This is a genomic window from Actinomadura sp. NPDC047616, from assembly GCF_040642915.1.
GTDB lineage: Bacteria > Actinomycetota > Actinomycetes > Streptosporangiales > Streptosporangiaceae > Spirillospora > Spirillospora miaoliensis.
This window is the reverse complement of the sequence record NZ_JBEYTB010000033.1, coordinates 1-21,528: the sequence shown is the minus strand read 5'-3', so window position 1 is coordinate 21,528 and position 21,528 is coordinate 1. Positions and strand designations below refer to the sequence as shown.

Below are 21,528 nucleotides of genomic sequence, written 5' to 3'. Positions count from 1 at the left end.
TCCTGGCTGCAATCTCGCCGAGCGACATTGGGTGTTGATGGCGGCACGAGTCCAGGCGAGCGAGCGTATGTCCGGTGGTGGACGGCTGACTCAAGGAACGCACATGACCGAACGCCACTTCCCTCGCTCCCACCAGCCCGCCATTGCGGCGCCGGGCCGTGCGGAGGACGTCCTTGTGGCAGGCGCCTCGGAGGTACGACGGTGGGCCACCGTGTCGGAATCGTCTTGCAGGCGGGCGGATTTCCGGTGCAGGAGCCCAGCCTCGCCGATGGTCAGCTGCGCGAATTCACTGCCGTGGCTGGGCGCCACGTTGCGAGCGCAGGGGTGCCCGGGGGACTGCGCCGGGCTCGGCGGCTTCGCCCAGCTGCCATCCCATCCTCGACCACGCAGGGGGCCGGGCGGAGCCCGCCGGCCTCGGTCAGCCGGGCGTCAGGTGCGTGGGCTCCAGCGTGGTCCCGCGTGTTGGGCCAGGGCCGCGATGAGGGCAGCGTGCTGCTGTTCGGTCATGGGGCCGAGGACACAGAGGGGTCTACGCTCGTTCTGGCCTTCCTGAAGATCGGGGATCGACACGTCGGGGGCGATCCATCCGGCCGGGCGAAAGTGGCGGGGAAGAGGGTCCGTCCCGCGGAACCGAACGCGCAGTGCATTGCAGCGGTGGTATCGGCCCGCCGCCGTACGTTCGAGCGAGACCGTGTCGATCTCGTTCCAGAGAAATGCACGCTGTCCGGAGGGGTCCGTGGCGGGGGTGGCGCATCGCGGGTCCGTGGTCGTGATGCCGCGCGAGTCCACGCGAAGCGACCATGGCCGCCTGTGCGACAGTCCGCGGGAATGACGAAGCCAGGCCCAACTGTAAAAGGCGAGGTAGAGTCCGTACAGCGGGACGACGATACTGCACAACAGTGCCGGGAAAGTTGCAAGGAATGCCGCGTATTGCAGCGGGTCGTGCGGCGTGTCGTCCCCGTACGTCAATCCTAGGAACATGATCAGTGGTGCCATGACGGCGAGAATGCCCACGGTGATCCAGCGAGGCCCTGGAGCCTTTCCAAGCGCTTCCGTATAGGTGGAGTGGGACTCCTTTCCAGTCCAGGAGATCTCGAACCACTCTGCGGCACCAGGTGAAGTCTCCTGTATGGCGACCTGCGTCGGTACGGTCGGCAGCCCCGGCACCGTCTTCACTCGTTCCTCGTCGCGGTCCGGAACGATGGCCGACTGCGCCTGTCGGAGGCGTTCATGAACGGCTTGCGCGCTCTGGGGGCGCCGGTCCGGGTCGCGTTGAAGGAGCTCTGACACCAGATCGGCGAGGAGCGGTGGAACGCCGGGCCGAAGAGCGGTCAAGCGAGGGGCCTCTCCGTCGAGCTTACGACGGATGACGGAAAGGTCGTTGGCACCGGTGAACGGAGGCTCGCCGGCGAGAAGCGCGAACAGAACGCCGCCCAGTGCGTAAAGGTCGGAGCGTTCGTCGCCACGTTGGTCCAGGAACTGTTCCGGCGCCCCGTACGAGGCGGTGCCCGCCGGCGAGAGCATGGTGGTCGGGGCGACGGTGAAGGTGTGGGCGTGGGAGAAGCCGGCGATACCGAAGTCGACGACCTTGACCCGGCCGTCCGAGGTGAGCATCACATTCGACGGCTTGATGTCGTAATGGACGACCTTCGCCTTGTGTGCGGCGACCAGAGCCGCGCAGATCTCCAGTGCGATATCCAGCGCCCGCGCCGCCTCCATCGCTTCCCCGCCGCGTACGTGATCAGCGAGGGTGGCGCCTTTCACCCGCTCCATGACCATGAACCGGAGGCCGTCGTGCACGCCCCGGTCGTAAAGGGCGACGACGTTGGGATGGTTGATCTGCGCGGCGGCCACAGCTTCCCGCTCGAAGCGGTGACGCAAATCCGCAGGGGTATCGGCGTCGTCGACAAGGAACTTGACGGCCACGTCCCGGTGCAGGTCGCGGTCGCGTCCCGCCCACACCTCGCCCATCCCACCCCGGCCAAGGCGCTCAACCAGCTCGTACCTTCCCGCGATCAGCGTGCCGTGCTTCACTACCGCCCCTCACTCACCCGCCCTGATGCCACGCTCATTGTGACCCAACGCTCGACTCGGGAGGATGCTGTGGCTCGCCCTCGACAAGCGGGTTGGGCTCGGTGGCGATGACCTCGTCGCCGCCTTTGACATCCTTGACGAGTTTGCGGGTGACGTCGGCCATGAGGACGGGGGTGTCGCCGGGCGATGCGGCGGAAAGCGGCGGGAGCCGGGCGGCGCCCGGCGACACCGCTGTGCGATCATCTAAGGCGACCCATGGGACGAGGAGTGGGATGAGCACGCTGCAGACGCTCGATCGCGGTCTGCGCGCGTTGGACGTCGTGTCGCGGAGCCCGGCGGGCATCTCGGTGGCGGACCTGGCCAAGGAACTGGGTGTCCACCGCGCCATCTGTTACCGCATCGTGGCCACGCTGGAGGCCCATTCGCTCGTCACGCGCGCCGCCGACGGCCGCATCCGGCTCGGCCTCGGCGCCGCGGTGCTGGCCTCCCGGTTCGAGCCGCACTTCATGCACGGTGCCCGCCCCGTGCTGGAGGAGCTCGCCGAACAGACCCACGCGACCGCCTTCATCGCCGCCGCGGAGGCCGACACCTGCGTCGCGGTCATGGTGGCCGAACCGAAGGACACCGTGCTGAGGGTCGGCTACCGGGTGGGCAGCAGGCACCCGCTGACTCAGGGGGCGTCCGGCATCGCGATCCTGGCTATGCGCCCGGAGAGCCCGCGCGATCCCGAGCCCGTCCGACAGGCTCGCCGGGACGGCTACTGCGTGACCAAGGGTGAGCTGCAGAAAGGCGCGGTCGGCGTGTCGGCGGGCATCGGCGTGCCCAACGACGTCGAACCCGGCACCGTGATCGAACGCAGTGTCGGCGTGGTCTCCACCGAGGGCCTCGACATCGACCGCGCGGCGGCCGCCGTCACCCGTGCCGCACGCCTTCTGTCTCAGCTCGTCACCGGCTGACAACGCCGCGTCACCGACAGTCGCCGGTCGAGCAGCCCACTCGAGGCTGAGCAGGCACGCCCCTGCCCCGCGTTGACCTCAGACCGGTTCGGGCACTGCGGCATGCGGTCGAGCAGGTCCTACCGGGCGGTCGTGCAGCAAGTGACTCTTGACCCGTCAATGTGGCGCACCTTACCCTGCACTGGTCTCGCGGTCTCGCTTATCGCACATAAGTGTTCGATAAACGTAAAACCAATGCACAGAGGTGCGAGGAGAACACATGGGCTCAGTCTCATCCCCCGCAGCCGAAGCGCCGGAGGGCGCCGCGTCCGCCCTCCGTACGAGCGTGGGAGGCTGCCCGATCGACCACTCCCGGCTGGATCCGACCGGACGGCCCGTCTCCCCCAACGCGGCCGCCTTCAATCCGTTCGGCGAGGCGTACCTGCAGGACCCTGCGGGCGCACTGCGGTGGTCGAGGGAGGAGGAGCCGGTCTTCTACAGCCCGGAGCTGGGCTACTGGGTGGTCACCCGCTATGAGGACGTCAAGGCGGTCTTCCGCGACAACATCACCTTCTCGCCGTCCATCGCCCTGGAGAAGATCACCCCGTTCTCCGACGAGGCGAACGCGGTGCTGAAGGCGCACGGGTACGCGATGGACCGCACCCTCGTCAACGAGGACGAGCCCGCCCACATGCTGCGCCGGCGGGCGCTGCAGGAACCGTTCGCCCCCGAAAAGCTCGCCCACCACGAAGCGATCGTGCGCCGCCTCGTCCGCGAGCACGTCGACCGGTTCATCGACGCGGGCAGGGCGGATCTCGTCAGCGAGATGCTGTTCGAGGTTCCGCTGACCGTCGCGCTGCACTTCCTCGGCGTGCCCGAGGAGGACATGGCCACGCTGCGCCGCTACTCGGTCGCGCACACGGTCAACACCTGGGGACGTCCCTCGCCCGAGGAGCAGGTTGCCGTCGCCGAGTCGGTCGGCAAGTTCTGGGAGTACTCCGGTGAGGTCCTGGACAAGATGCGCCAGGACCCCTCGATGCCCGGGTGGATGCCGTACGGGATCCGGCTGCAGCCGGAGATGCCCGACGTCATCACCGACTCCTACCTGCACTCGATGATGATGGCGGGCATCGTGGCCGCGCACGAGACCACCGCGCTCGCCACGACCAACGCGCTGCGGCTGCTGCTGGAGAACCGCACCCAGTGGGAGGAGATCTGCGCCGACCCGAGCCTCATCCCGGCCGCGGTGGAAGAGTGCCTGCGCTTCTCCGGCCCGATCGTGGCGTGGCGGCGGATCGCCACCTCCGACACCGAGATCGGCGGCGTCCCCATCCCCGAGGGCGCCAAGCTGCTGATCGTCCAGGCGTCCGCCAACCACGACGAGCGGCACTTCGACGACCCTGACGAGCTGGACATCCGCCGTGACAACGCCGCCGGGCACCTGTCGTTCGGCTACGGCTCCCACCAGTGCCTGGGCAAGCACCTGGCCCGGATGGAAATGCAGGTCATGCTGCAGGAGTTCACCACGCGCCTCCCGCACATGCGGCTTGTCCCCGACCAGGAGTTCACCTACCTGCCCAATACCTCCTTCCGCGGCCCCGAGCACCTGTGGGTGCAGTGGGACCCCGAGCGCAACCCCGAGCGCACCGACCCCGCGATCCTGGACCGCCGCCAAGAGTTGAGGCTCCGTGGACCGGGCGGACGCGCCGTGTCCCGGACCATGACCGTGCGCCAGATCGAACGGGAGGCGGACGAGATCGTGCGGATCACGCTGGCCGACCCCCACGGCAGGCCCCTGCCGAAGTGGTCGCCCGGCTCGCACGTGGACCTGGAGTTCGACGAGTTCTCCCGTCAGTACTCCCTGTGCGGCGATCCAGACGACCGGTCCTGCTACCAGATCGCGGTGCGCAAGGATGGCGACGGCCGCGGCGGCTCCCGGTACCTGCACGAGCGCCTGACCGTCGGCGACGTGCTGCGCATGCGCGGTCCCCGCAACCACTTCCGGCTGGACCCGGACGCGCGGCGCTACGTGTTCGTCGCCGGCGGCATCGGCATCACCCCGATCATCGCGATGGCCGACCACGCCCGCCGCACCGGCCGCGACTACGAGATCCACTACTGCGGCCGGTCGACCGGCACGATGGCCTGCCTCGACCGGCTCGTCCGCGACCACGGCGACCGGCTCACCGTGTACCGGTCCGCCGAGGGCGTCCGGCTGGACGTCGACACACTGCTGGCCGACCCGGTGGAGGGCACTCTCATCTACGCGTGCGGTCCCCGGCGGCTGCTCGACGCGCTCGACGAGGCGACCCGGCACTGGCCCGAGGACGCGCTGCGCATGGAGCACTTCACATCCGACGTGGGCAAGCTCGACCCGGCCCAGGAGCACGCCTTCGACGTGCAGTTGGCCGAATCCGGCGTCACCGTCCACGTTCCCGCCGACCAGACCGTGCTCACGGCGCTGCGTGCCGCCGGCTTCGACGTGCCCAGCGACTGCGAGGAAGGACTGTGCGGCACGTGTGAGGTGCCCGTCGCGGAAGGGGAGGTCGACCACCGCGACGTGGTGCTGACCAAGGCCGAGCGTGCGCGCGGCGACAAGATGATGACGTGCTGCTCACGCGCCTGCGGCAAGGCGCTCACACTCCGTATTTGACGCGGCGGCTTGGCTCCGGGGGGCGAGGAGCAAGGCCTCGGAGATCGAAAGGAACACCAATGGCATCGGATGCGGCACGCGCCCGCACGGCAGGCACCGGCAGTCGCCGCGGGACCCCCGGCCGCGGGTTTCCCCGGCTGCTGGCGGGCAGCATGGCCGGCGCCGTCCTCGAGTGGTACGACTTCGCCATCTACGGCGTCATGGCGGCGACGGTGCTCGGGCCGCTGTTCTTCCCGGGCGACGACGGCTTCATCAAGCTCCTGCTGGCACTGGCCACCCAGGGAATCGGCTTCTTCGCCCGCCCGCTCGGCGGCATCGTCTTCGGACACCTCGGTGACAAGTTCGGCCGCAAGCCGATGCTGGTGGTGACGTTCCTGATGCTGGGCGCCGCCACCATGTCGATCGGCCTGCTGCCCACCTATCACGACATCGGCATCACCGCGACGTTCCTGCTCGTCTTCCTGCGTCTGGTGCAGGGCTTCGCGCTCGGTGGTGAGTTCGGCGCGGCGGTGCTGCTGGTCAGCGAGTACGGCGAGCCCAGGCGCCGCGGGTTCTGGACGTCCTGGCCGCAGGCCGGCGCCCCGGCCGGCACGGTGCTGGCAGCCGCCATGATCACCGTGCTGGGCATGTCCATGAGCGACGCCGACTTCGAGTCCTGGGGCTGGCGGATCGCGTTCCTGCTGGCCGCGCCGCTCCTGGTCATCGGGTTCCTGATCCGCCGGGGCCTGGACGAGTCGCCGGTGTTCCGTCAGGCGCAGCGCGCCGCCGAGGAGGCGCGGAAGTCCGCGGCCGGGAAGCACCGGGAGGCCAAGCGGTCCAGCGTCCTGCAGGCGCTCTCGCGGCCGCGGGCCGTGCTGCACGGTCTCGGCATGCGGCTCGGTGAGAACATCGCCTTCTACATCTACACGGTGTTCGTCATCGCCTACGCCACCAAGTACCACGGGTTCGACCGCGGAGACGTGACGCTGGTGGTCACCTTCGCCTCGGTGTTCCAGTTCGTCGGGATGATCGCCGGCGGCGCCTGGTCCGACCGGGTCGGCCGCAAGGTCGCGATGCTGGTTCCGTCGGCGGTGCTGGTGGTCTGGGCGCCGATCTTCTTCTGGCTGGTGCACTTCGAAAGCCTGCCGCTGCTGTGGATCGGCGTCTGCGTCGGCGCGTTCTTCCACGGCATGCTGGCCGGACCCGAGGCCGCCTGGATCGCCGAGCTGTTCCCGACCCGGTACCGCTACGCCGGTTCCTCGCTGGTGTTCCAGGGTTCCTCGATCGTCGCCGGTGCCCCCGCTCCGTTCATCGCGGTGTGGCTGATCAACAGCTTCGGGGTCGGGATGGTCATCGGCTACCTGGTGATCACCATGGCGATCACCTTCGTCGCGGTGATCACGAGTTGGGAGACCAAGGGAGTCGACCTGGATCGGGTCGGCTGATCCCCTTCCCGTTGCTTCGCACCGAGGCCGCCCCCGGCGTCGCCCAGCAGGGCGACGCCGGGGGCGGCCGCATCTCGCCCAAGACGGTGTCCACCGAGGTCGGGCCGGTGCACTCGGAGCACCAGCACCGTGCCCAACACCGCACCCCACACCAACGCCAGCACCGCAGGCCCGCCCCGCATCTTCCGGACGGAGCCCCAACCAGAGTTGGGGAGAGCTGGAAGGGAAGGTCGTCGGCAGGGCCGCGCAGGGCGCGCGCCGGTGGTGTGGTCCAGTGCGATCACGCGGGCGGTGTTGGGCGGGCAGACCGTCAGGTGCCCGTCGTACTGAGCGACGCGGCACGTCGGACACCGGACGGCGAGTTCGTGCGCGACCTTCCAGTGCGTGGTCGCGCGCTTGCCGGCGAGGAGGCCCGCGGCGGCGAGAACGAACGCCCCGGTGCAGATCGACGCGACACGGCCGGCCACGGCCGCCGGTATCCGCGCGGCGTCCGCCAGGTCGCCGGGGACACGGGCGCGCGGATAGCGGTCGGACCCGGCCACCAGCAACGTGTCGAAAGCCGGCTCCGAGGAGACGGCGCCGTCGACCGCGATCCGGACCCCGAGGCTTGACGTGACGTCCGCACCGGTCGGCGACAGCAGCACGATCCGGTAGTCGGCACCGAACCGGTTCGCCTCCTTGAACGCCTCCCCGGGACCGGCGACGTCCAGCAACGTCACTCCGTCGTAGACGAGGATCGCGACGCGATGGGGGGCGGCGTTCACCACTCCGGTCCCTCCGGAGCCGGATCCGCTCGCTGATCCCCGGGCCCGGGCGTCCGACGGGTCGGCGACGCGGGAGGCATGGGCACCGTTCATTGGTAGCACACCGTTACCCGAGATCACGGGGCCCTCCTGGGCGGGGTTGCTCAACCGGCAGCGGGCGCCGCAGCCATCCCTCTGACCGCCCTGGAGTGGCTTCGTCGTGCCGCGGCGGGGTATGGCTGAGAGCCACGGTCGTCGTGGAGCGCCCGGGTGCGTTTCGCGCCCGTCCGGATTTGAGTGCTTCTTGGCCGGACGAAGGCGGCGCCGCACACCGCCCGTCGGCAGCATGGACGTCGGACACACGGTCCACAGCCAGCACACTTCCCGGAAAGTCAGATGTCATGGCAGAGGTCATCGCGGGGTTGGAGATTCCCCGGACAGCGGCGGTCGCCGAAGCGACCAGGCTCATCCAGGAAACGACCAGCCCCCTCATCTACCACCACTCCCGGCGGGTCTTCTTCTTCGGCCTGATTCACGCTCACAAGCTCAGTGTGAAACCGGACCCGGAGCTGCTCTACTTGGCGGCCATGTTCCACGACACCGGCCTCCTGACTCCGTTTTCCGACGTCGAGCAGCGCTTCGAAGTCGATGGCGCCGACCACGCACGCAAGTTCCTCCTGGACCGCGGTTTCCCGACGGCCGCCGCTGAGACCGTCTGGACGGCGATCGCGCTGCACACCACGCCGGGAATCCCCGGCCGGATGGCCCCGGAGATCGCGGCCACGCACCTCGGCGTCCTGACCGACGTGGTCGGCTTCGGCCTGGACGGACTCGAACAGGATCAGTTGGACGAGATCCTCGCCGTCCATCCACGAGGGGACTTCAAGAACGAATTCCTGCGAGCCTACGTCGACGGCTTCAAGAACCGCCCCGAAACCACGAACGGCACCGTGAATTCCGACGTGCTCGAGCACTTCATCCCCGGCTTCCGGCGCACGACGACGGTCGAGCGCATCCTCGGCTCGCCCTGGCCGAGCTGACCGCGGACATCACACGAGGCCACGCGATGAACGGTGTCAGTCACTTCCGCAACGGACGTCGTGCTTCGTTCGTCCCGCTGCGCCGACATGCCGATGAGGGCGACCGCGAGCGCGCCGTCCCCGATCCACCCGCTCCACCGGGAGCGTTGGGGCTTCCCGGTGACGATGCCGCCGGTGTCTGTCGCCGTGTACGTCGCCGGTCTGCTGGGCGCGCTGCTGACGGCCGGGTCGCTCAGCGATCACCTGGGCCGCCGTCCGGTGCTGGTCGCCGCCCTCCTCGTGGCGGCGGCCGTCATCGGGTCGGTCATCGCCGGACTAGGCGCCGGGTTGACGGTGAACGGACCCCTCCGCCTCATCAGCGCGGCAACCGGCGCAGAGGCCCGGCCGGAGGTGTTCTCCACCGCCTACGTGATCAGCTGCACGGCACTGGGCGCCCCGTGTCCGACGGCCGGGCTGCCGGCCCGGTGGTGGGGGCTGGAGCCCACGGCCCGCTTTTCCATCGCGTTCATCGCGGTGCTGTCCGTGATCGTCGCGGCTCACGCTGGACGCCCACAGGCTCACAAGCGCACCGACGACGGGCGATCCGCGACCTCCGCGCCCGGGAGCCCTCATCACGTGCGTCCCGAGCGGACCTCGTGGTGAGCCCCGCCCATACCGACGAACGTTCTTGAAAGGAGTCGAGCATGCGAGCGATCACCGTGCGAGATCGTGACGCGGGTGTCGGCGGCCTCGCCCTGACCGACATGCCCCATCCCCATGCCGCGGAGAACGACGTCATCGTGCGCGTGCACGCCGCGGGCTTCACCCCCGGAGAGCTCGACTGGCCCGCAACGTGGACCGATCGCGCCGGCCGCGACCGGACACCCAGCATCCCCGGGCACGAGCTGTCCGGAGTCGTGGTCGAACTCGGCTACGGAACCACCGGCCTCACCGTGGGCCAGCGGGTGTTCGGACTGACCGACTGGGCCCGCAACGGCTCCCTGGCCGAATACACCGCGGTGGAGGCTCGCAACCTCGCCCCCCTCCCGGCCGACATCGACCACACCGTGGCCGCCGCGCTGCCCATTTCCGGGCTGACCGCATGGCAGGGACTGTTCGACCACGCCCACCTCACGACCGGCCAGACCGTTCTCATTCACGGCGCCGCAGGCGGCGTCGGCTCGATCGCCGTCCAACTCGCGCGAGAGGTGGGCGCCCGCGTGATCGGCACCGGCCGAGCGCACGACCGTGATGTCGCGCTCGGCCTCGGCGCGCAGACCTTCCTCGATCTGGACGCCGACGATCTGCGGCACGTCGGCGAGGTGGACGTGGTGTTCGACGTCATCGGCGGCGACATCCTCGTGCGATCGACCGAACTGGTGCGCCCGGGCGGCACCCTCGTCTCCATCGCCATGCCACCCACCGTGCAGCCCAAGGACGGGCGAGCCGTCTTCTTCGTCGTCGAACCCGACCGCACCCGGCTGACCGACCTCGCCCGGCGCCTCCGGGCCGGACGGCTCAAGCCCATCGTCGGCGCCGTGCGACCGCTCTCCGAAACGCCCTCCGCGTTCGCCCGCCATCGCCGCACGCCCGGTAAGACGATCATTCAGGTCGCGGACGAACAAGGAGGACAACACTCATGATCAATGTGCGGATCGCCGGCGGCGTGCTGATCGCCGGCACGGCCGCCGCGGTCGTCGGATGCGCCCCTGCGACGGAGCGTCCGGTCACCCAGGCCAGCGCGGTCGTGGCTTCGGAACACCCTTCCGAGACCCTGAAGACCCTGATCAACCAGGCGCTCCCGAACATCCCCGGCAAGACCTTCACCTCGGCGACCGTGACCTTCCCGCCGGGCGCCCGAGCGGCGCCCCACCGGCACGGCAACGCGTTCGTCTACGCCTACGTTCTTCAAGGCACTGTGCGCAGCCGGCTCGAAGGCGAACCGATGCGCACCTACCGCCAAGGCGAGAACTGGATCGAGCGGCCGGGAGCCCACCACGTTGCCACAGAAAACGTCAGCAACACAGAACCGGCCAAGCTCCTGGTCGTCTTCATCTCGAACACCGGAGAACAACTCAAGATCAATGACCCGCACCAGTAGCCCGTGTCGTACAGCGTGAGCAGCAGCTCGTAATCCGCGAGCTAGGGTTTCAAGTCCCTGCCAGCGCACCTCGGCCGCCCTTGGTCGCAAACCTCCTTGCTTCTCAGGGGCGCTGTCATTTGGGGGGACGACCCCCAAACCCCCCGTCATCCCATCGTGGACATATGCGACAACGTCCGAATGCCCACCGTCGTTTATGGACGGCTTCGTCCCCCTGGCCGCTCCGGAGCGGCTTGGCGGCACCGACCGAGGCGCACCACTCCCGGATCCCCGGTCATGTGGGATGTTGCCCAGCACCTCGATGACCGATCGGCCCCTGTGAACATGCGCCGGCCCGCCCCGGACATGACGCCCAAGGTCGGTCACCGGGCATATCGGATTTCGGTATTCCCGCAGGTAGTGGACACAGGCGGAGCCACCGTTCGTCTGATCCAGCCTGGCGGTCGGCTGAGACGACCGGCCGACTCAGCCGGTCGGTGTCGGTGGGCACGAAAGGACGACGGAACCGGTGGAGTTGATGCGTGTCCGGCGGGACGCAGCGTGACTGATATCCGCATGTACTCCCGGTCGGAGGCCCGCACCATCAATATATTCACCCCACCCCAGCCTCCGCGCCCAGAACTAAGGTCTCGGCACGGGAGCCCTTGGACGCGAACCGCAGGGCACCTGGGAGCGTCTCAATTCATGGAGAGCCCGTGAGGCGGAGAGGGGCGAAGTGTCGGACGAACTGATTCTCACCGTGCTCGCCGGGCTGGTCGGAACAGGTTTCCTCGTGGCCTATCTGCGGGACGTCGTGCACGTGTTGTGGCTATGGCGACGCGGCATACGCACGTCCGGTGTAGTGGTCGACAACGCGGCGACCAGAGCCGAAGCGGGAACACGGTGGACACCGATCATCGCCTTCGAGGACCAACACGGGAACCGGGTGGCCTGCAAGCCGATCGTGCGGATGGACGCGAAGATGCAGCCGGGGCAAGAAGTGCCAGTGGTGTACCTGGCACACAAGCCAGAGGTCATGCTCCTTTTCACACGGTGGAACATGGTGAGGTCGCTGCTGGAAAACGGATTTCTTCTGGTACTCGGATCGGCGTTCCTGGGTTTCGCGGTGGCCGCCGCGATCGTTTGGTCCAGATAGTCGAGAAGAACCGACCAGCAGGCGAACGGCGCCGTGGAAGGAGCCTTCTTCTTCCCCATGGCAGCCGTCACTGATCACCGCCCATATCGGGCGGACCGTCCGGCTCCGGAGCAGCTTCGGCCGCAAGTAGCTGACCCCGACGATCAGCGGGCTCACCAGCACGATCAATACCCTGGCCTTCGCCCCCGACAACCGGACCCTCGTCATCGGCGCCAACAAGGCGACCACGCTGTGGGACGTCCGCGAACGGCGCCAGATCGGCATGTCCCTCCCCGGACACAGCGGCCTGGTGTCCTTCCTCGCCTTCAGCCGCGATGGAGAACCCTGGCCACCGGCGGCGACGACCAGGTCGTCAGGCTCTGGGACGTCACCGGCCGCCGCGAGATCGGCGCGTCCCTCACCGGCCACGCCGCCCCGGTCGTCTCCATGACGTTCGCCCCGGACACAACGAGCCTGACCACCGGCGACGGGGAGGCGACCGTGCGGCGGTGGAACATCGCTGTGCCCACGGACCCCGCGGCGACCGCCTGCTCCATCGCCGCACGCACCCTCACCCGCGCCGAATGGACCCAATCTGGGCCGGGTCGCCCCGCAGCAATGGCGCGACCTGATCATCGGCGGCCTCGGGCATCCGCGTGTATGCCGCGGCCGTCGCGGTGGTCGGTGCCGACGCGGGTGTCGGTCAGTAGCCGGGCACGCGCAGCACTTGACTGCTCGACGGTGTGCACGTTGGACGTCACCACCCACGCACCAACGGGATCGCATGGGATCGGGCGTGCCGGCGAGCGATCGGATCGGTCCGGAGGGCTTTCGCGGACACCACAACGACACCAGCGGGCGGTTGGAGAACCGGCGCAGGATGACAAGCAGGAAAGTGACCGATGTGGTTGCCCCGAGCGCGGGCGGTCGATCACGTCCCCAGTGTTGACCCTTTGCACCGACTCAGCCAGGGAGGGGTAATCCCTGGCTAGCCGGTCGTTCACAGGCCCCGCGCAGTCGGACGCCTACTCCCGCCTGGGGCGAAGCAGTTCCCGAAGCCCATCCGGGTGACGAACCCTTTCCGGGTCCGGCGCGCGATCTCGTTGACCTCCTCGACGCCTGAGTCTCTGAGGTCGACGACACTGCGCACGGGCTTGTCACCGAACGGCAGGGCGAGAATGCGTGCGATCTCGTCGGCCACGGGAGCCGGGCTCGGCTCGAGCCCGGCTCCGCGGCTCCGGGCTCCAGGGCTCCGAGATCACTGTCGTCGGGACCGAGACGAGCCGGCACGCCGCGTATTCCGCCCTGAGATGTGCGCCGTTGGAGTCGCCATCAAAGCCGCAGGCGAACCCTCACCTCCTTGTCGGTGCGCACCAGCCTCGACGCGATCAGTCGGCAGTTTCGTGATCGAGTTACAGGTCGCGCTCGCGGGTCTCCCTGACGATCAGCACGCAGACCAGCCCGGCCAGCGCCGCCGCCGCCCAGATGGACGCGATCGGCCAGGAGGAACCGCCGGCCGCACCGACGAGTGCTCCCGCCACGAGCGGCACGAACCCTGCCACGACACCGCCGAGCTGGTAACCGATCGACGTGCCGGTGTACCGGACGTTCGCGGAGAACAGTTCCGCGAACAGCGCCGCGGTCGGCCCGTACATGCCCGCGTGCGCCACGGCGAGCGCAAGCAGCATGGCCAGCCAGGTGAGCCCCGTCTGCCCGGACGCCAGCAGCCAGAAGAACGGGAAGGCGAGAAGGGCCGTGAATCCGGCCGCGGTCAGGAACACGGGGCGTCGGCCCAGCCTGTCCGACAGCGCTCCGAAGCAGGGCACCGTCAGCGCCTCGACCACCGCCGCGATCAGCATCCCCGTCAGGAGCACGCTCCGCGACAGACCGAGGTGGGAAGAGCCGTACGACAGCGCGAAGACCGTGACGACATAGAAGGGGACGCCGGCCGAGACGTACATGCCGACGGTCAGGGCGATCGCCTTCCAGGAGTGGCGGAACGCCTCCATGGCCGGCATCTTCCGCGACCGCCCCGACTCCTTCACCCGGACGAACGTCTGGGTCTCGGTGATGCGCGACCGGAGGAACAGCCCCACCGCGATCAACACGATGCTGAGCAGGAACGGGATGCGCCAGCCCCAGGCGAGGAGGTCGTCATCGGGCAGAGCGGAGACGACCGAGAACGCGGTCGACGACAGCACCAGCCCCAGCGGCACCCCCATCTGCGGCAGGCTCCCATAGAGGCCCCGCCGGTGCCGCGGCGAGGATTCCACGACCATGGTCACCGCGCCGCCCCACTCGCCGCCGACGGCGAAACCCTGCAGGAAGCGCAGCGTGACCAGCAGGATCGGCGCCCAGACCCCGATGGTCCGATAGCCCGGCAGCAGGCCGACGATGACGGTGGCCGCGCCCATCAGGAACAGCGTGAGCATGAGCGCGTTCTTGCGTCCCACGCGGTCCCCGAAGTGACCGAAGATGACCCCGCCGAGCGGGCGGGCGACGAAGCCCACCGCGAACGTGCCGAACGCGGCCAGGGTTCCGGCCGCCGCCGAGAACTCGGGAAAGAACTCCGTGCCGAAGACCAGCGCCGCGGCGAGGCCGTAGATGTAGAAGTCGTACCACTCGATCGTCGTGCCGATCATGCCGGCCAGTGCCGTTCTGTGGGTGACGGCCGGGAGCACCTCGTGGCGCCGTCCGGCTACTTCGCCAGTGACGGGAAGATGGCTCATGCGGGTTCGTCGCTCTCGTCGTCGGGACTCGGGTGAACCGTCTGACGGCGTCAGAGGGTCGGTACCAGGCCGCCGTCACACCGGACGGCGGTGCCCGTGATGTATGCGGCCTGGGCGCTGCACAGGAATGCGGCGACGGCGCCGAATTCGTCCGGTTCGCCGTAGCGCCCGGCCGGGATCGCGGCCTTGGACGCGGCCTCGACCTCGTGCAGCGGCCGGCCGGTGCGCTGGGCGGCGGCTTCGTCCACCTGCCGGGCCCGGGGAGTGGCGATACGCCCGGGGAGCAGGGAGTTGACCGTCACGCCTTGGGCGGCGACCTCGGTGGCCAGGGTTTTCAGGTACCCGGCGAGCGCCGCCCGCCCGAGGTTGGACAGCGCGAGGTTCGCAAGGGGCGCCTGCACGCTCGTCGAGCTGATGCTCAGGATGCGGCCCCATCCCTTCTCGAGCATGGCCGGCAGGACGCCCTGCACCAGGATCTGCTGCGGTTTGACCAGCGTGGCGATGGCCTGCTCGATCCCGGCGGTGCCGGTGGCGCGGGCCGGTCCCGGCACGGGACCCGGCCCGTTCAGAACGAGGATGTCGAGGTCACCGACGGCCTCGCGGGCAGCCGTCAGGAGCCGCTCCGCACCGCCGTCCGCGACGAGATCGCAGCCCACGCCGACCGCGTTGGGCAACTCGCCGGCCACCTCCTCGGCTCGCTCGCCCGACCGGCCCGTGACCACGACGGTGGCGCCTTCCTCCGCCAGGGCTCGGGCGGTCGCCCGGCCCAGCCCGGATGTGGACGCGCAGACGAGCGCGGTTCTGCCTGCCAGACCGAGGTGCATGACACCCTCCCGTGTCTCAAATATCAGACGTTGTCTTATATGCGAATCAGATGGTGCCCACGTTGAAGCCGCACGTCAAGGCTTGACGTGCGGCGAAGCCACGAGTGAGACTCCGACTTCCCAGACAACGTCCAAAATCTCGTCGTTCGTCGAACGGCCTTTGGCACCCGCGTACCGGGAGGCATGAGCAGTGACCGTCACCAAGTCCCAAGCGGCACCCGCAGCCCAGAAGCGGCCGCGCGTCGCACGGCAACGTCCCCGGTGGACCGAACTCCGGGAGGTTCTGCGGCTGCGCCGGCCCACCCTCAACCCGGTCGAGCGGCGGCTCGGGGCCGCGCTGAGCATCGGTGATCTCCGTCGGGTGGCGGTGCGCACGACTCCGCGTGCGGTGTTCGACTACGTGGACGGAGCGGCCGACGCGGAGCTGACCGCGCGGCGGAACAGGGCGGCGTTCGCGGCGGTCGAACTCGTGCCGGAGTACCTGTCGCCGGTCGACCGTCCGGACCTGTCCACACGCCTGTTCGGCCGGGAGATCTCGATGCCGCTGATCTTCGCGCCGACCGGCTACACCCGGATGATGCACCACGAGGGCGAGGCGGCGGTCGCGCGTGTGGCCGCCCGCCACGGCCTGCCCTACACTCTCTCCACGGTGGGCACCTCGACCGTCGAGGACGTCGCCGCGGCGGCTCCCGGCGGTGAGCACTGGTTCCAGCTCTACCTGACCCGCGACGAGCGTCTCAACGCGGAGCTGCTGGACCGCGCGCTGGCGGCCGGGTTCACCACCGTGGTCCTCACCGTCGACACGCCGGTGGCGGCCCGGCACCTCAAGGACATCCGCAACGGCCTCACCATCCCGCCGTCGCTCACCCTGCGGACGCTGTTCGGCATGGCCCGCTACCCGTCCTGGGCGCTGAACAAGCTGACCACGGCCCCGATCACGTTCGCGTCGCTGAGCAGCATGACCGGCGGCGCGATCGACGCGGTGCGCGTTGCCGACGTCGTGTTCGAACCGACGCTGAGCTACCGGCATCTGGCGTGGCTGCGGGCCCACTGGCCGCACCGGTTGCTGGTCAAGGGGATCCTCAGCCCGCGCGACGCCCGCCGCGCCGTCGAGACGGGCGTGGACGGTGTGATCGTGTCCAACCACGGCGGGCGGCAGCTCGACCGCACGCCGGCCACCCTCACGGTGCTGCCCGACATCCGCGCCGAGCTCGGTCCCGACGCCACGGTGATCCTCGACAGCGGCGTCACGCACGGTCAGGACATCCTCGCCGCGGTGGCACTCGGGGCGGACGCGGTCATGATCGGCCGTGCCTACCTGTACGGCCTGATGGCCGGTGGCGAGCGGGGCGTGGAACGCGCCGTCACGATCCTGCGCGAGGAGTACTCACGCAGCCTGCAACTGCTCGGCCTGAACTCGACCGCCGCCATCGCGCGGCATCACGTGCGCGTGCCCTGAGCGATCCGGGACGGGAAAGGGCCCGCTTTCCGCGGGGGAGAAGCGGGCCCTTTCGCGTGCGCGTCCGGGCTCAGGAGATGCGCTGCGGAATCCCCAGCGGGTTCGCGTCGCGCAGGGCCGGAGGCAGCAGGTGTTGCGGCACGTTCTGATAGGCCACCGGCCGCAGGAACCGGGAGACGGCCTCTGTCCCCACCGAGGTCGTGGCCGGCGCCGTGGTGGCCGGATAGGGACCGCCGTGCTGCTGCGCGTAGGTGACCGAGACACCGGTGGGCCACTGGTTCCACAGCACACGTCCGGCCTTGGCGGCCAGGAGCCTGATCAGTTCCGCTGCGATGGCGTCGTCGTCCTCCCCCTGGATGGACGCGGTCAGCTGGCCGTCGATGACCTTCGCCACCTCCAGCAGTTCGCTCTCCTCCGCGTACTCGACGACCAGCGCGGCCGGCCCGAACACCTCCCGGATGAGCGCCTCCGGGTCACCGAGCAGCTCGGCGGAGGTCGTGCACAGCACCGTCGGCGACGGATCGGCTGCGGCGTGATCGCCACTGACCAGGACGCGCACACCGGCCGTGTCGCGCAACTCCCGCACCGCACCGGCATAGGCGGTCCGGATGCGATCGTTGAGCAGGGTCAGCGGCTTGTCCGGGACCGCGCCGGGAAGCCGGTCCACGAGCCCGGCCGATTCGGGGACCAGCAGGATGCCGGGCTTCGTGCAGAACTGTCCGGCGCCGAGCGTGAACGACCCGACGAACTCCGAGACGATCGCGGGCCCGCGCCGCTCGGCGGCCGCCTTCGTCACGAAGACCGGGTTGACGCTGCCCAGCTCGCCGAAGAACGGTATGGGCTCCGGACGGCCTGTGGCGAGGTCGAAGAGCGCTCGGCCTGCCTCGATCGAACCGGTGAACGCGCCCGCCTTCACCCGCGGGTCCACTATGGCGGCGCGGCCGGCCTCGGTCCCGAAGATGACGTCGAAGAGCCCCTCGGGCGCGCCGGCGGACCGTAGTGCGTCGTGCACGACCTCCGCCGTGGCGGCCGAGAGCCCGGGGTGGCCGGAGTGGGCCTTGACGACGACCGGGCAGCCCGCCGCCAGCGCCGAGGCGGTGTCCCCACCGGCCACGCTGAACGCGAACGGGAAGTTGCTCGCGGCGAAGACGACGACGGGACCGAGCGGCTGGAGCACACGGCGCAGGTCGGGCCGCGGGCCCATCGGCCACGCCGGGTCGGCATGGTCGATCGTCGCCTCGAGGTACTCCCCCCGCGTCACCACGCGGGCGAAGAGCCGCAACTGGAACACGGTGCGGACCATCTCGTTGCGCAGCCGGGCCGGCCCGAGGGACGTCTCCTCGTCAGCGATCGCCACGAGCTTCGGCGCGGCGTCCTCCAGCGCGGAGGCGACGGCCTCGAGGAGCGGGGCGCGGTCGGCCGGCTGGAGGCGGCTCCACTGCTCGAACGCGCCTACGGCGGCGTCGAGTTTGTGCGCCAGCGCCTGCGGGTTCGTCGCGTCGGGCATCGGACACGCTCCTTGTGTCTCAAATTTAGGACATAGTCCTGTTTTTAGGACACCGTTGCATGCGCCGGCGTTCTCGTCAACGTCCTTGACGGCAGCCGAGATGGACCCGCATACTCGACCAGTAAGACAATGTCTGAAGTTTCGTACATAGATTGCGTGGCTCAATGAAGGCAGCAGTACTGCACCGGCCCGGTACGCCGTTGACCGTCGAGGACGTTGATCTCGACGACCCGGGGCCGGGCGAGGTCACCATCCGCGTCCTCGCCGCCGGGGTGTGCCACAGCGACCTGCACTACATGAACGGCGACCTCAACGCCCGCCTGCCGGCGGTGCTCGGGCACGAAGGGGCCGGCGTCGTCGAGCGGGTCGGGGAAGGGGTGACCCGGGTCCGCCCCGGCGACACCGTCATCACGCTGTGGCGCCCGCGGTGTGGTGACTGCGAGTTCTGCACGACCGGTCGCCCCGCCCTGTGCGGCCTCGGCCGGGTGCAGGCGGCCTCCGGCGGCCTGCTCGACGGGACATCGCGTCTGACCCTGAACGGCGAGAAGATCCACCACCTGATGGGGGTCTCCTGCTTCGCCGAGAAGTGCGTCGTCTCGGAACGGTCGGTCATCGTGATCGATCCGTCCGTCCCGCCGGAGATCGCCGCGATCACCGGATGCGCCGTGACGACCGGGGTCGGCACGGCGCTGAACGTCATGAAGGACGCCACCGGAGAGGGCGTCGTGGTCATCGGCGCCGGCGGCGTCGGGCTCAGCGCGGTGATGGGCCTGCGACTCATCGGCGCGAATCCGATCGTCGCGGTCGACACGGTGGACGCCAGGCTGGACAAGGCACTCGAACTCGGCGCCACCCACGTGGTCAACGTGCGCACGCACGGCCTCGCAGAAGAGCTCACCAGGATCTCACCGAAGCCGATGACCTGGTCGCTGGACGCCGTCGGCGCGCCCCAGACCCTCACGCAGGCGATCGAGGTCGTGGGCACCGGCGGGACCGTGGTCGCCGTCGGCCTCGGCAAGGTGGGCGCCACCGTCCCCGTGGCCATCAACCCCCTGGTGCAGCAGGAGAAGCGGCTGATCGGCAGCCTCTACGGCTCGGCCAACGCGCCGGTCGACATGCCGAAGCTCGTCGATCTGTACAAGACCGGGCGGCTGCCCCTCGACACGCTGCTCGGCGAACGGTACGAGCTGTCGGCGATCAACGAGGCGTACGCCGCGCTGTCGCAGGGCGCCACCGGCCGTGCAGTGATCATCCCCGGCGACGGGCAGTGAGCGCGGGCCGGTTCACGACGCGACCTGCGCCCCCAGACGCTGCGACATCGCCTTCGCCCCGCCGAGGACGAGCTCGACACAACGCTGCTTCTGGGCATCGCTCCAACGCACGATGGGCACCGAGATGCTCATGGCCGCCACGCACGCACCAAGGCGGTCGTACACCGGCGCGGCGACGCAGGCCACGTGGTCGTTGGACTCGCAGTTCTCCTCGGCCCAGCCCCGCTCGCGGGCCGCGTCCAGCTCGGTCAGCAGCCGCTGGCGAGTGTCGATGCTGCGCGGCGTCATCTTCTGCAATGCACCGTCGTCGGGGAACAACGCGTCGAGTTCGGCTGCCGGCAGGGCGCTCAGCAGCACCTTTCCGCCCGCGGTGCAGGATGCCGGCAGCCGGCTGCCCACCTGCGACACCAGGCGGACCGAGTGCCTGCTGTCGATGCGGACGATGAACACGGCGAACCCGGCGTCGCGCACGACGATCTGGACCGTCTCCCCGCAGGCCGCCGCGACCTCGGCCGCGCACTCCCGGCCCACCGTGGCGAGGTCGAGACCGCGCTCGTACCCCGCACCCAGCCGAAGGGCCTTGACCCCGAGTGAGACGCGCCCCGTCGCCTTGGACATCGTGAGGTAACCACGGTCGATCAGCGTGTTGACGAGCTCGTGCGTCGTGGCCCGCGGCAGGCCGAGTCGCCGCGTGATCTCGGGAACCCGCAGCCCCTCCTCCTCGTCGACGAGCACTTCGAGGATGTCCAGGCCCCTGCGAAGGGCCGGAGCGGTCAGGCGCGCCATGAGTTCCTCCCAGCCTTTTCCACCAGACATCGTCCAACCTATCGGACAGAGCGCCACCCAAGGAGCGACCGGTGAAGGAAGACCTGATCGCGGAACTGGCCCAGCGATTGTGGCAGGCCGGTAACGGAGCCGCCGCAGTCGACTCCGCCATGGCCGATCGGCTCGACGACCTCGAATCGGCCTATGCCGTGGAGAGCGCGACCCGCGCCCTGGCGGTCGCGGCCGGTGATCGGGTGATCGGCTACAAGATCGGCCTCACCTCGGCACCCGCGCGAGACGCCTTCGGTGCCGCCGAGCCCGCCGCCGGCCACCTGCTCGCCGGCAGGCTCCTCGAAGACGGTCGGCCCCTCACCACGGCCGGGTTGTTCGAAGCGAAGGTGGAGGTGGAGATCGCGTTCGTTCTGGGCGAGGCGCTGTCCGGCCCGTACGTGACCGCGCAGGACGTCCACGACGCCACCGCCGCGGTCGCGCCGGCCTTCGAGATCGTCGACAGCAGGTGGCGCGGCGGCGCGCGGACGCTCCCGATGCTCGTCGCCGACAACACGAACGCGGCTCGCGCCGTGCTGGGGTCCAGGGTCGTGCCGCCGGCGGACCTGTCGAAGATCACCGCCACGCTGTCGATCGGCTCCCGAACGGTGCCGGGCAGCGCGACCGCCGTCATGGGCGACCCCGCCAAGGCGGTCGCCTGGCTGGCCGGACACCTGCTACGCGGCGGAACCCGGCTGGAAGCCGGGGACATCGTCCTGAGCGGCACCCTGTGCGCCCCGACAGCGATCAGTGCCGGCGACCGCCTGGTCGCCGACCTCGGCGAGCTGGGCCGCGTCGCCGTCGACGTCGACTGACAGTGATGATGTTCGTGGTGACGCCGCAGGTGGGTCTGACCCACCGACTGACTGACGTCTCGACTGTCCTTTTTGGGATTTGTCGGC

Annotated in this window: 20 protein-coding genes; 12 read left to right on the top strand and 8 right to left on the bottom strand. The window is 69.6% G+C overall.

Annotated elements, in window-relative coordinates; translation table 11 throughout:
- Nucleotides 1-429: 429 nt before the first annotated feature.
- Nucleotides 430-2,034, bottom strand: coding sequence for a serine/threonine-protein kinase (locus ABZ801_RS41050; protein ID WP_360709246.1), 1,605 nt, complete (start codon nt 2,032-2,034; stop codon nt 430-432).
- 34 nt (nt 2,035-2,068) lie between these two features.
- Entirely contained in the window at nt 2,069-2,197 is a 129-nt protein-coding gene (locus ABZ801_RS41045; RefSeq protein WP_360709243.1) for a hypothetical protein, read from the bottom strand.
- A 109-nt stretch (nt 2,198-2,306) separates the two neighbouring features.
- Between ABZ801_RS41045 and ABZ801_RS41040 the strand changes: the two genes are divergently transcribed.
- From ABZ801_RS41040 to ABZ801_RS41030, 3 genes are all read left to right on the top strand, one after another.
- A complete protein-coding gene (locus ABZ801_RS41040; protein WP_360709240.1) occupies nt 2,307-2,990 on the top strand; it encodes a helix-turn-helix domain-containing protein in 684 nt (227 codons plus the stop codon).
- 259 nt (nt 2,991-3,249) lie between these two features.
- The gene (locus ABZ801_RS41035; protein WP_360709237.1) at nt 3,250-5,622 is read left to right on the top strand and encodes a cytochrome P450/oxidoreductase; all 2,373 of its coding nucleotides are present in this window, start codon (nt 3,250-3,252) and stop codon (nt 5,620-5,622) included.
- Between the two features lie 59 nt (nt 5,623-5,681).
- Nucleotides 5,682-7,046, top strand: a complete 1,365-nt coding sequence (locus ABZ801_RS41030; protein WP_360709234.1) for an MFS transporter — start codon at nt 5,682-5,684, stop codon at nt 7,044-7,046.
- Here ABZ801_RS41030 and ABZ801_RS41025 read toward each other — a convergent pair.
- Nucleotides 6,959-7,903, bottom strand: a complete 945-nt coding sequence (locus ABZ801_RS41025) for a DJ-1/PfpI family protein (protein WP_360709254.1) — start codon at nt 7,901-7,903, stop codon at nt 6,959-6,961. The genes ABZ801_RS41030 and ABZ801_RS41025 overlap by 88 nt on opposite strands.
- 287 nt (nt 7,904-8,190) lie before the next feature.
- Here ABZ801_RS41025 and ABZ801_RS41020 point away from each other — a divergent pair, with 287 nt between their 5' ends.
- The 6 genes from ABZ801_RS41020 to ABZ801_RS40995 all read left to right on the top strand — a co-directional run bounded on the left by ABZ801_RS41020 (nt 8,191) and on the right by ABZ801_RS40995 (nt 13,004).
- Nucleotides 8,191-8,829 carry an HD domain-containing protein gene (locus tag ABZ801_RS41020; protein ID WP_360709231.1) on the top strand — a complete coding sequence of 213 codons (639 nt, stop codon included), beginning with the start codon at nt 8,191-8,193 and terminating at the stop codon, nt 8,827-8,829.
- Between the two features lie 174 nt (nt 8,830-9,003).
- Nucleotides 9,004-9,471, top strand: coding sequence for a hypothetical protein (locus tag ABZ801_RS41015; RefSeq protein ID WP_360709229.1), 468 nt, complete (start codon nt 9,004-9,006; stop codon nt 9,469-9,471).
- A gap of 41 nt (nt 9,472-9,512) precedes the next feature.
- A complete protein-coding gene (locus ABZ801_RS41010) occupies nt 9,513-10,451 on the top strand; it encodes an NADP-dependent oxidoreductase (protein WP_360709227.1) in 939 nt (312 codons plus the stop codon).
- Nucleotides 10,448-10,909: a cupin domain-containing protein gene (locus tag ABZ801_RS41005; protein WP_360709224.1), complete on the top strand. Its 462-nt coding sequence runs from the start codon at nt 10,448-10,450 to the stop codon at nt 10,907-10,909. The genes ABZ801_RS41010 and ABZ801_RS41005 overlap by 4 nt, the downstream gene beginning before the upstream one ends.
- 715 nt (nt 10,910-11,624) lie before the next feature.
- Entirely contained in the window at nt 11,625-12,044 is a 420-nt protein-coding gene (locus ABZ801_RS41000) for a DUF3592 domain-containing protein (protein WP_360709222.1), read from the top strand.
- A gap of 57 nt (nt 12,045-12,101) precedes the next feature.
- Nucleotides 12,102-13,004 carry a hypothetical protein gene (locus ABZ801_RS40995; RefSeq protein WP_360709220.1) on the top strand — a complete coding sequence of 301 codons (903 nt, stop codon included), beginning with the start codon at nt 12,102-12,104 and terminating at the stop codon, nt 13,002-13,004.
- A gap of 19 nt (nt 13,005-13,023) precedes the next feature.
- Here ABZ801_RS40995 and ABZ801_RS40990 read toward each other — a convergent pair whose 3' ends face one another.
- The 3 genes from ABZ801_RS40990 to ABZ801_RS40980 all read right to left on the bottom strand — a co-directional run bounded on the left by ABZ801_RS40990 (nt 13,024) and on the right by ABZ801_RS40980 (nt 15,576).
- Entirely contained in the window at nt 13,024-13,224 is a 201-nt protein-coding gene (locus tag ABZ801_RS40990) for a hypothetical protein (protein WP_360709218.1), read from the bottom strand.
- Nucleotides 13,225-13,435: 211 nt separating this feature from the next.
- A complete protein-coding gene (locus tag ABZ801_RS40985) occupies nt 13,436-14,752 on the bottom strand; it encodes an MFS transporter (protein WP_360709215.1) in 1,317 nt (438 codons plus the stop codon).
- Nucleotides 14,753-14,802: 50 nt separating this feature from the next.
- Nucleotides 14,803-15,576, bottom strand: coding sequence for an SDR family oxidoreductase (locus ABZ801_RS40980; protein WP_360709213.1), 774 nt, complete (start codon nt 15,574-15,576; stop codon nt 14,803-14,805).
- 190 nt (nt 15,577-15,766) lie between these two features.
- Between ABZ801_RS40980 and ABZ801_RS40975 the strand changes: the two genes are divergently transcribed.
- Nucleotides 15,767-17,035 (top strand): alpha-hydroxy acid oxidase, encoded by a 1,269-nt coding sequence (locus ABZ801_RS40975; RefSeq protein ID WP_360709211.1) that lies wholly within the window; start codon nt 15,767-15,769, stop codon nt 17,033-17,035.
- Nucleotides 17,036-17,105: 70 nt separating this feature from the next.
- Here ABZ801_RS40975 and ABZ801_RS40970 read toward each other — a convergent pair whose 3' ends face one another.
- Complete coding sequence (locus ABZ801_RS40970) at nt 17,106-18,542, bottom strand: aldehyde dehydrogenase (NADP(+)) (RefSeq protein ID WP_360709209.1); 1,437 nt, start codon at nt 18,540-18,542, stop codon at nt 17,106-17,108.
- 164 nt (nt 18,543-18,706) lie between these two features.
- Here ABZ801_RS40970 and ABZ801_RS40965 point away from each other — a divergent pair, with 164 nt between their 5' ends.
- Nucleotides 18,707-19,813 (top strand): alcohol dehydrogenase catalytic domain-containing protein, encoded by a 1,107-nt coding sequence (locus ABZ801_RS40965; RefSeq protein WP_360709207.1) that lies wholly within the window; start codon nt 18,707-18,709, stop codon nt 19,811-19,813.
- 12 nt (nt 19,814-19,825) lie between these two features.
- Here the strand turns inward: ABZ801_RS40965 and ABZ801_RS40960 are convergent, their stop codons facing one another.
- Nucleotides 19,826-20,599, bottom strand: coding sequence for an IclR family transcriptional regulator (locus ABZ801_RS40960; RefSeq protein WP_360709204.1), 774 nt, complete (start codon nt 20,597-20,599; stop codon nt 19,826-19,828).
- 71 nt (nt 20,600-20,670) lie between these two features.
- On the opposite strand from ABZ801_RS40960, the gene ABZ801_RS40955 reads away from it, so the two are divergent.
- Nucleotides 20,671-21,441 carry a fumarylacetoacetate hydrolase family protein gene (locus ABZ801_RS40955; protein ID WP_360709202.1) on the top strand — a complete coding sequence of 257 codons (771 nt, stop codon included), beginning with the start codon at nt 20,671-20,673 and terminating at the stop codon, nt 21,439-21,441.
- Nucleotides 21,442-21,528 lie beyond the last annotated feature (87 nt).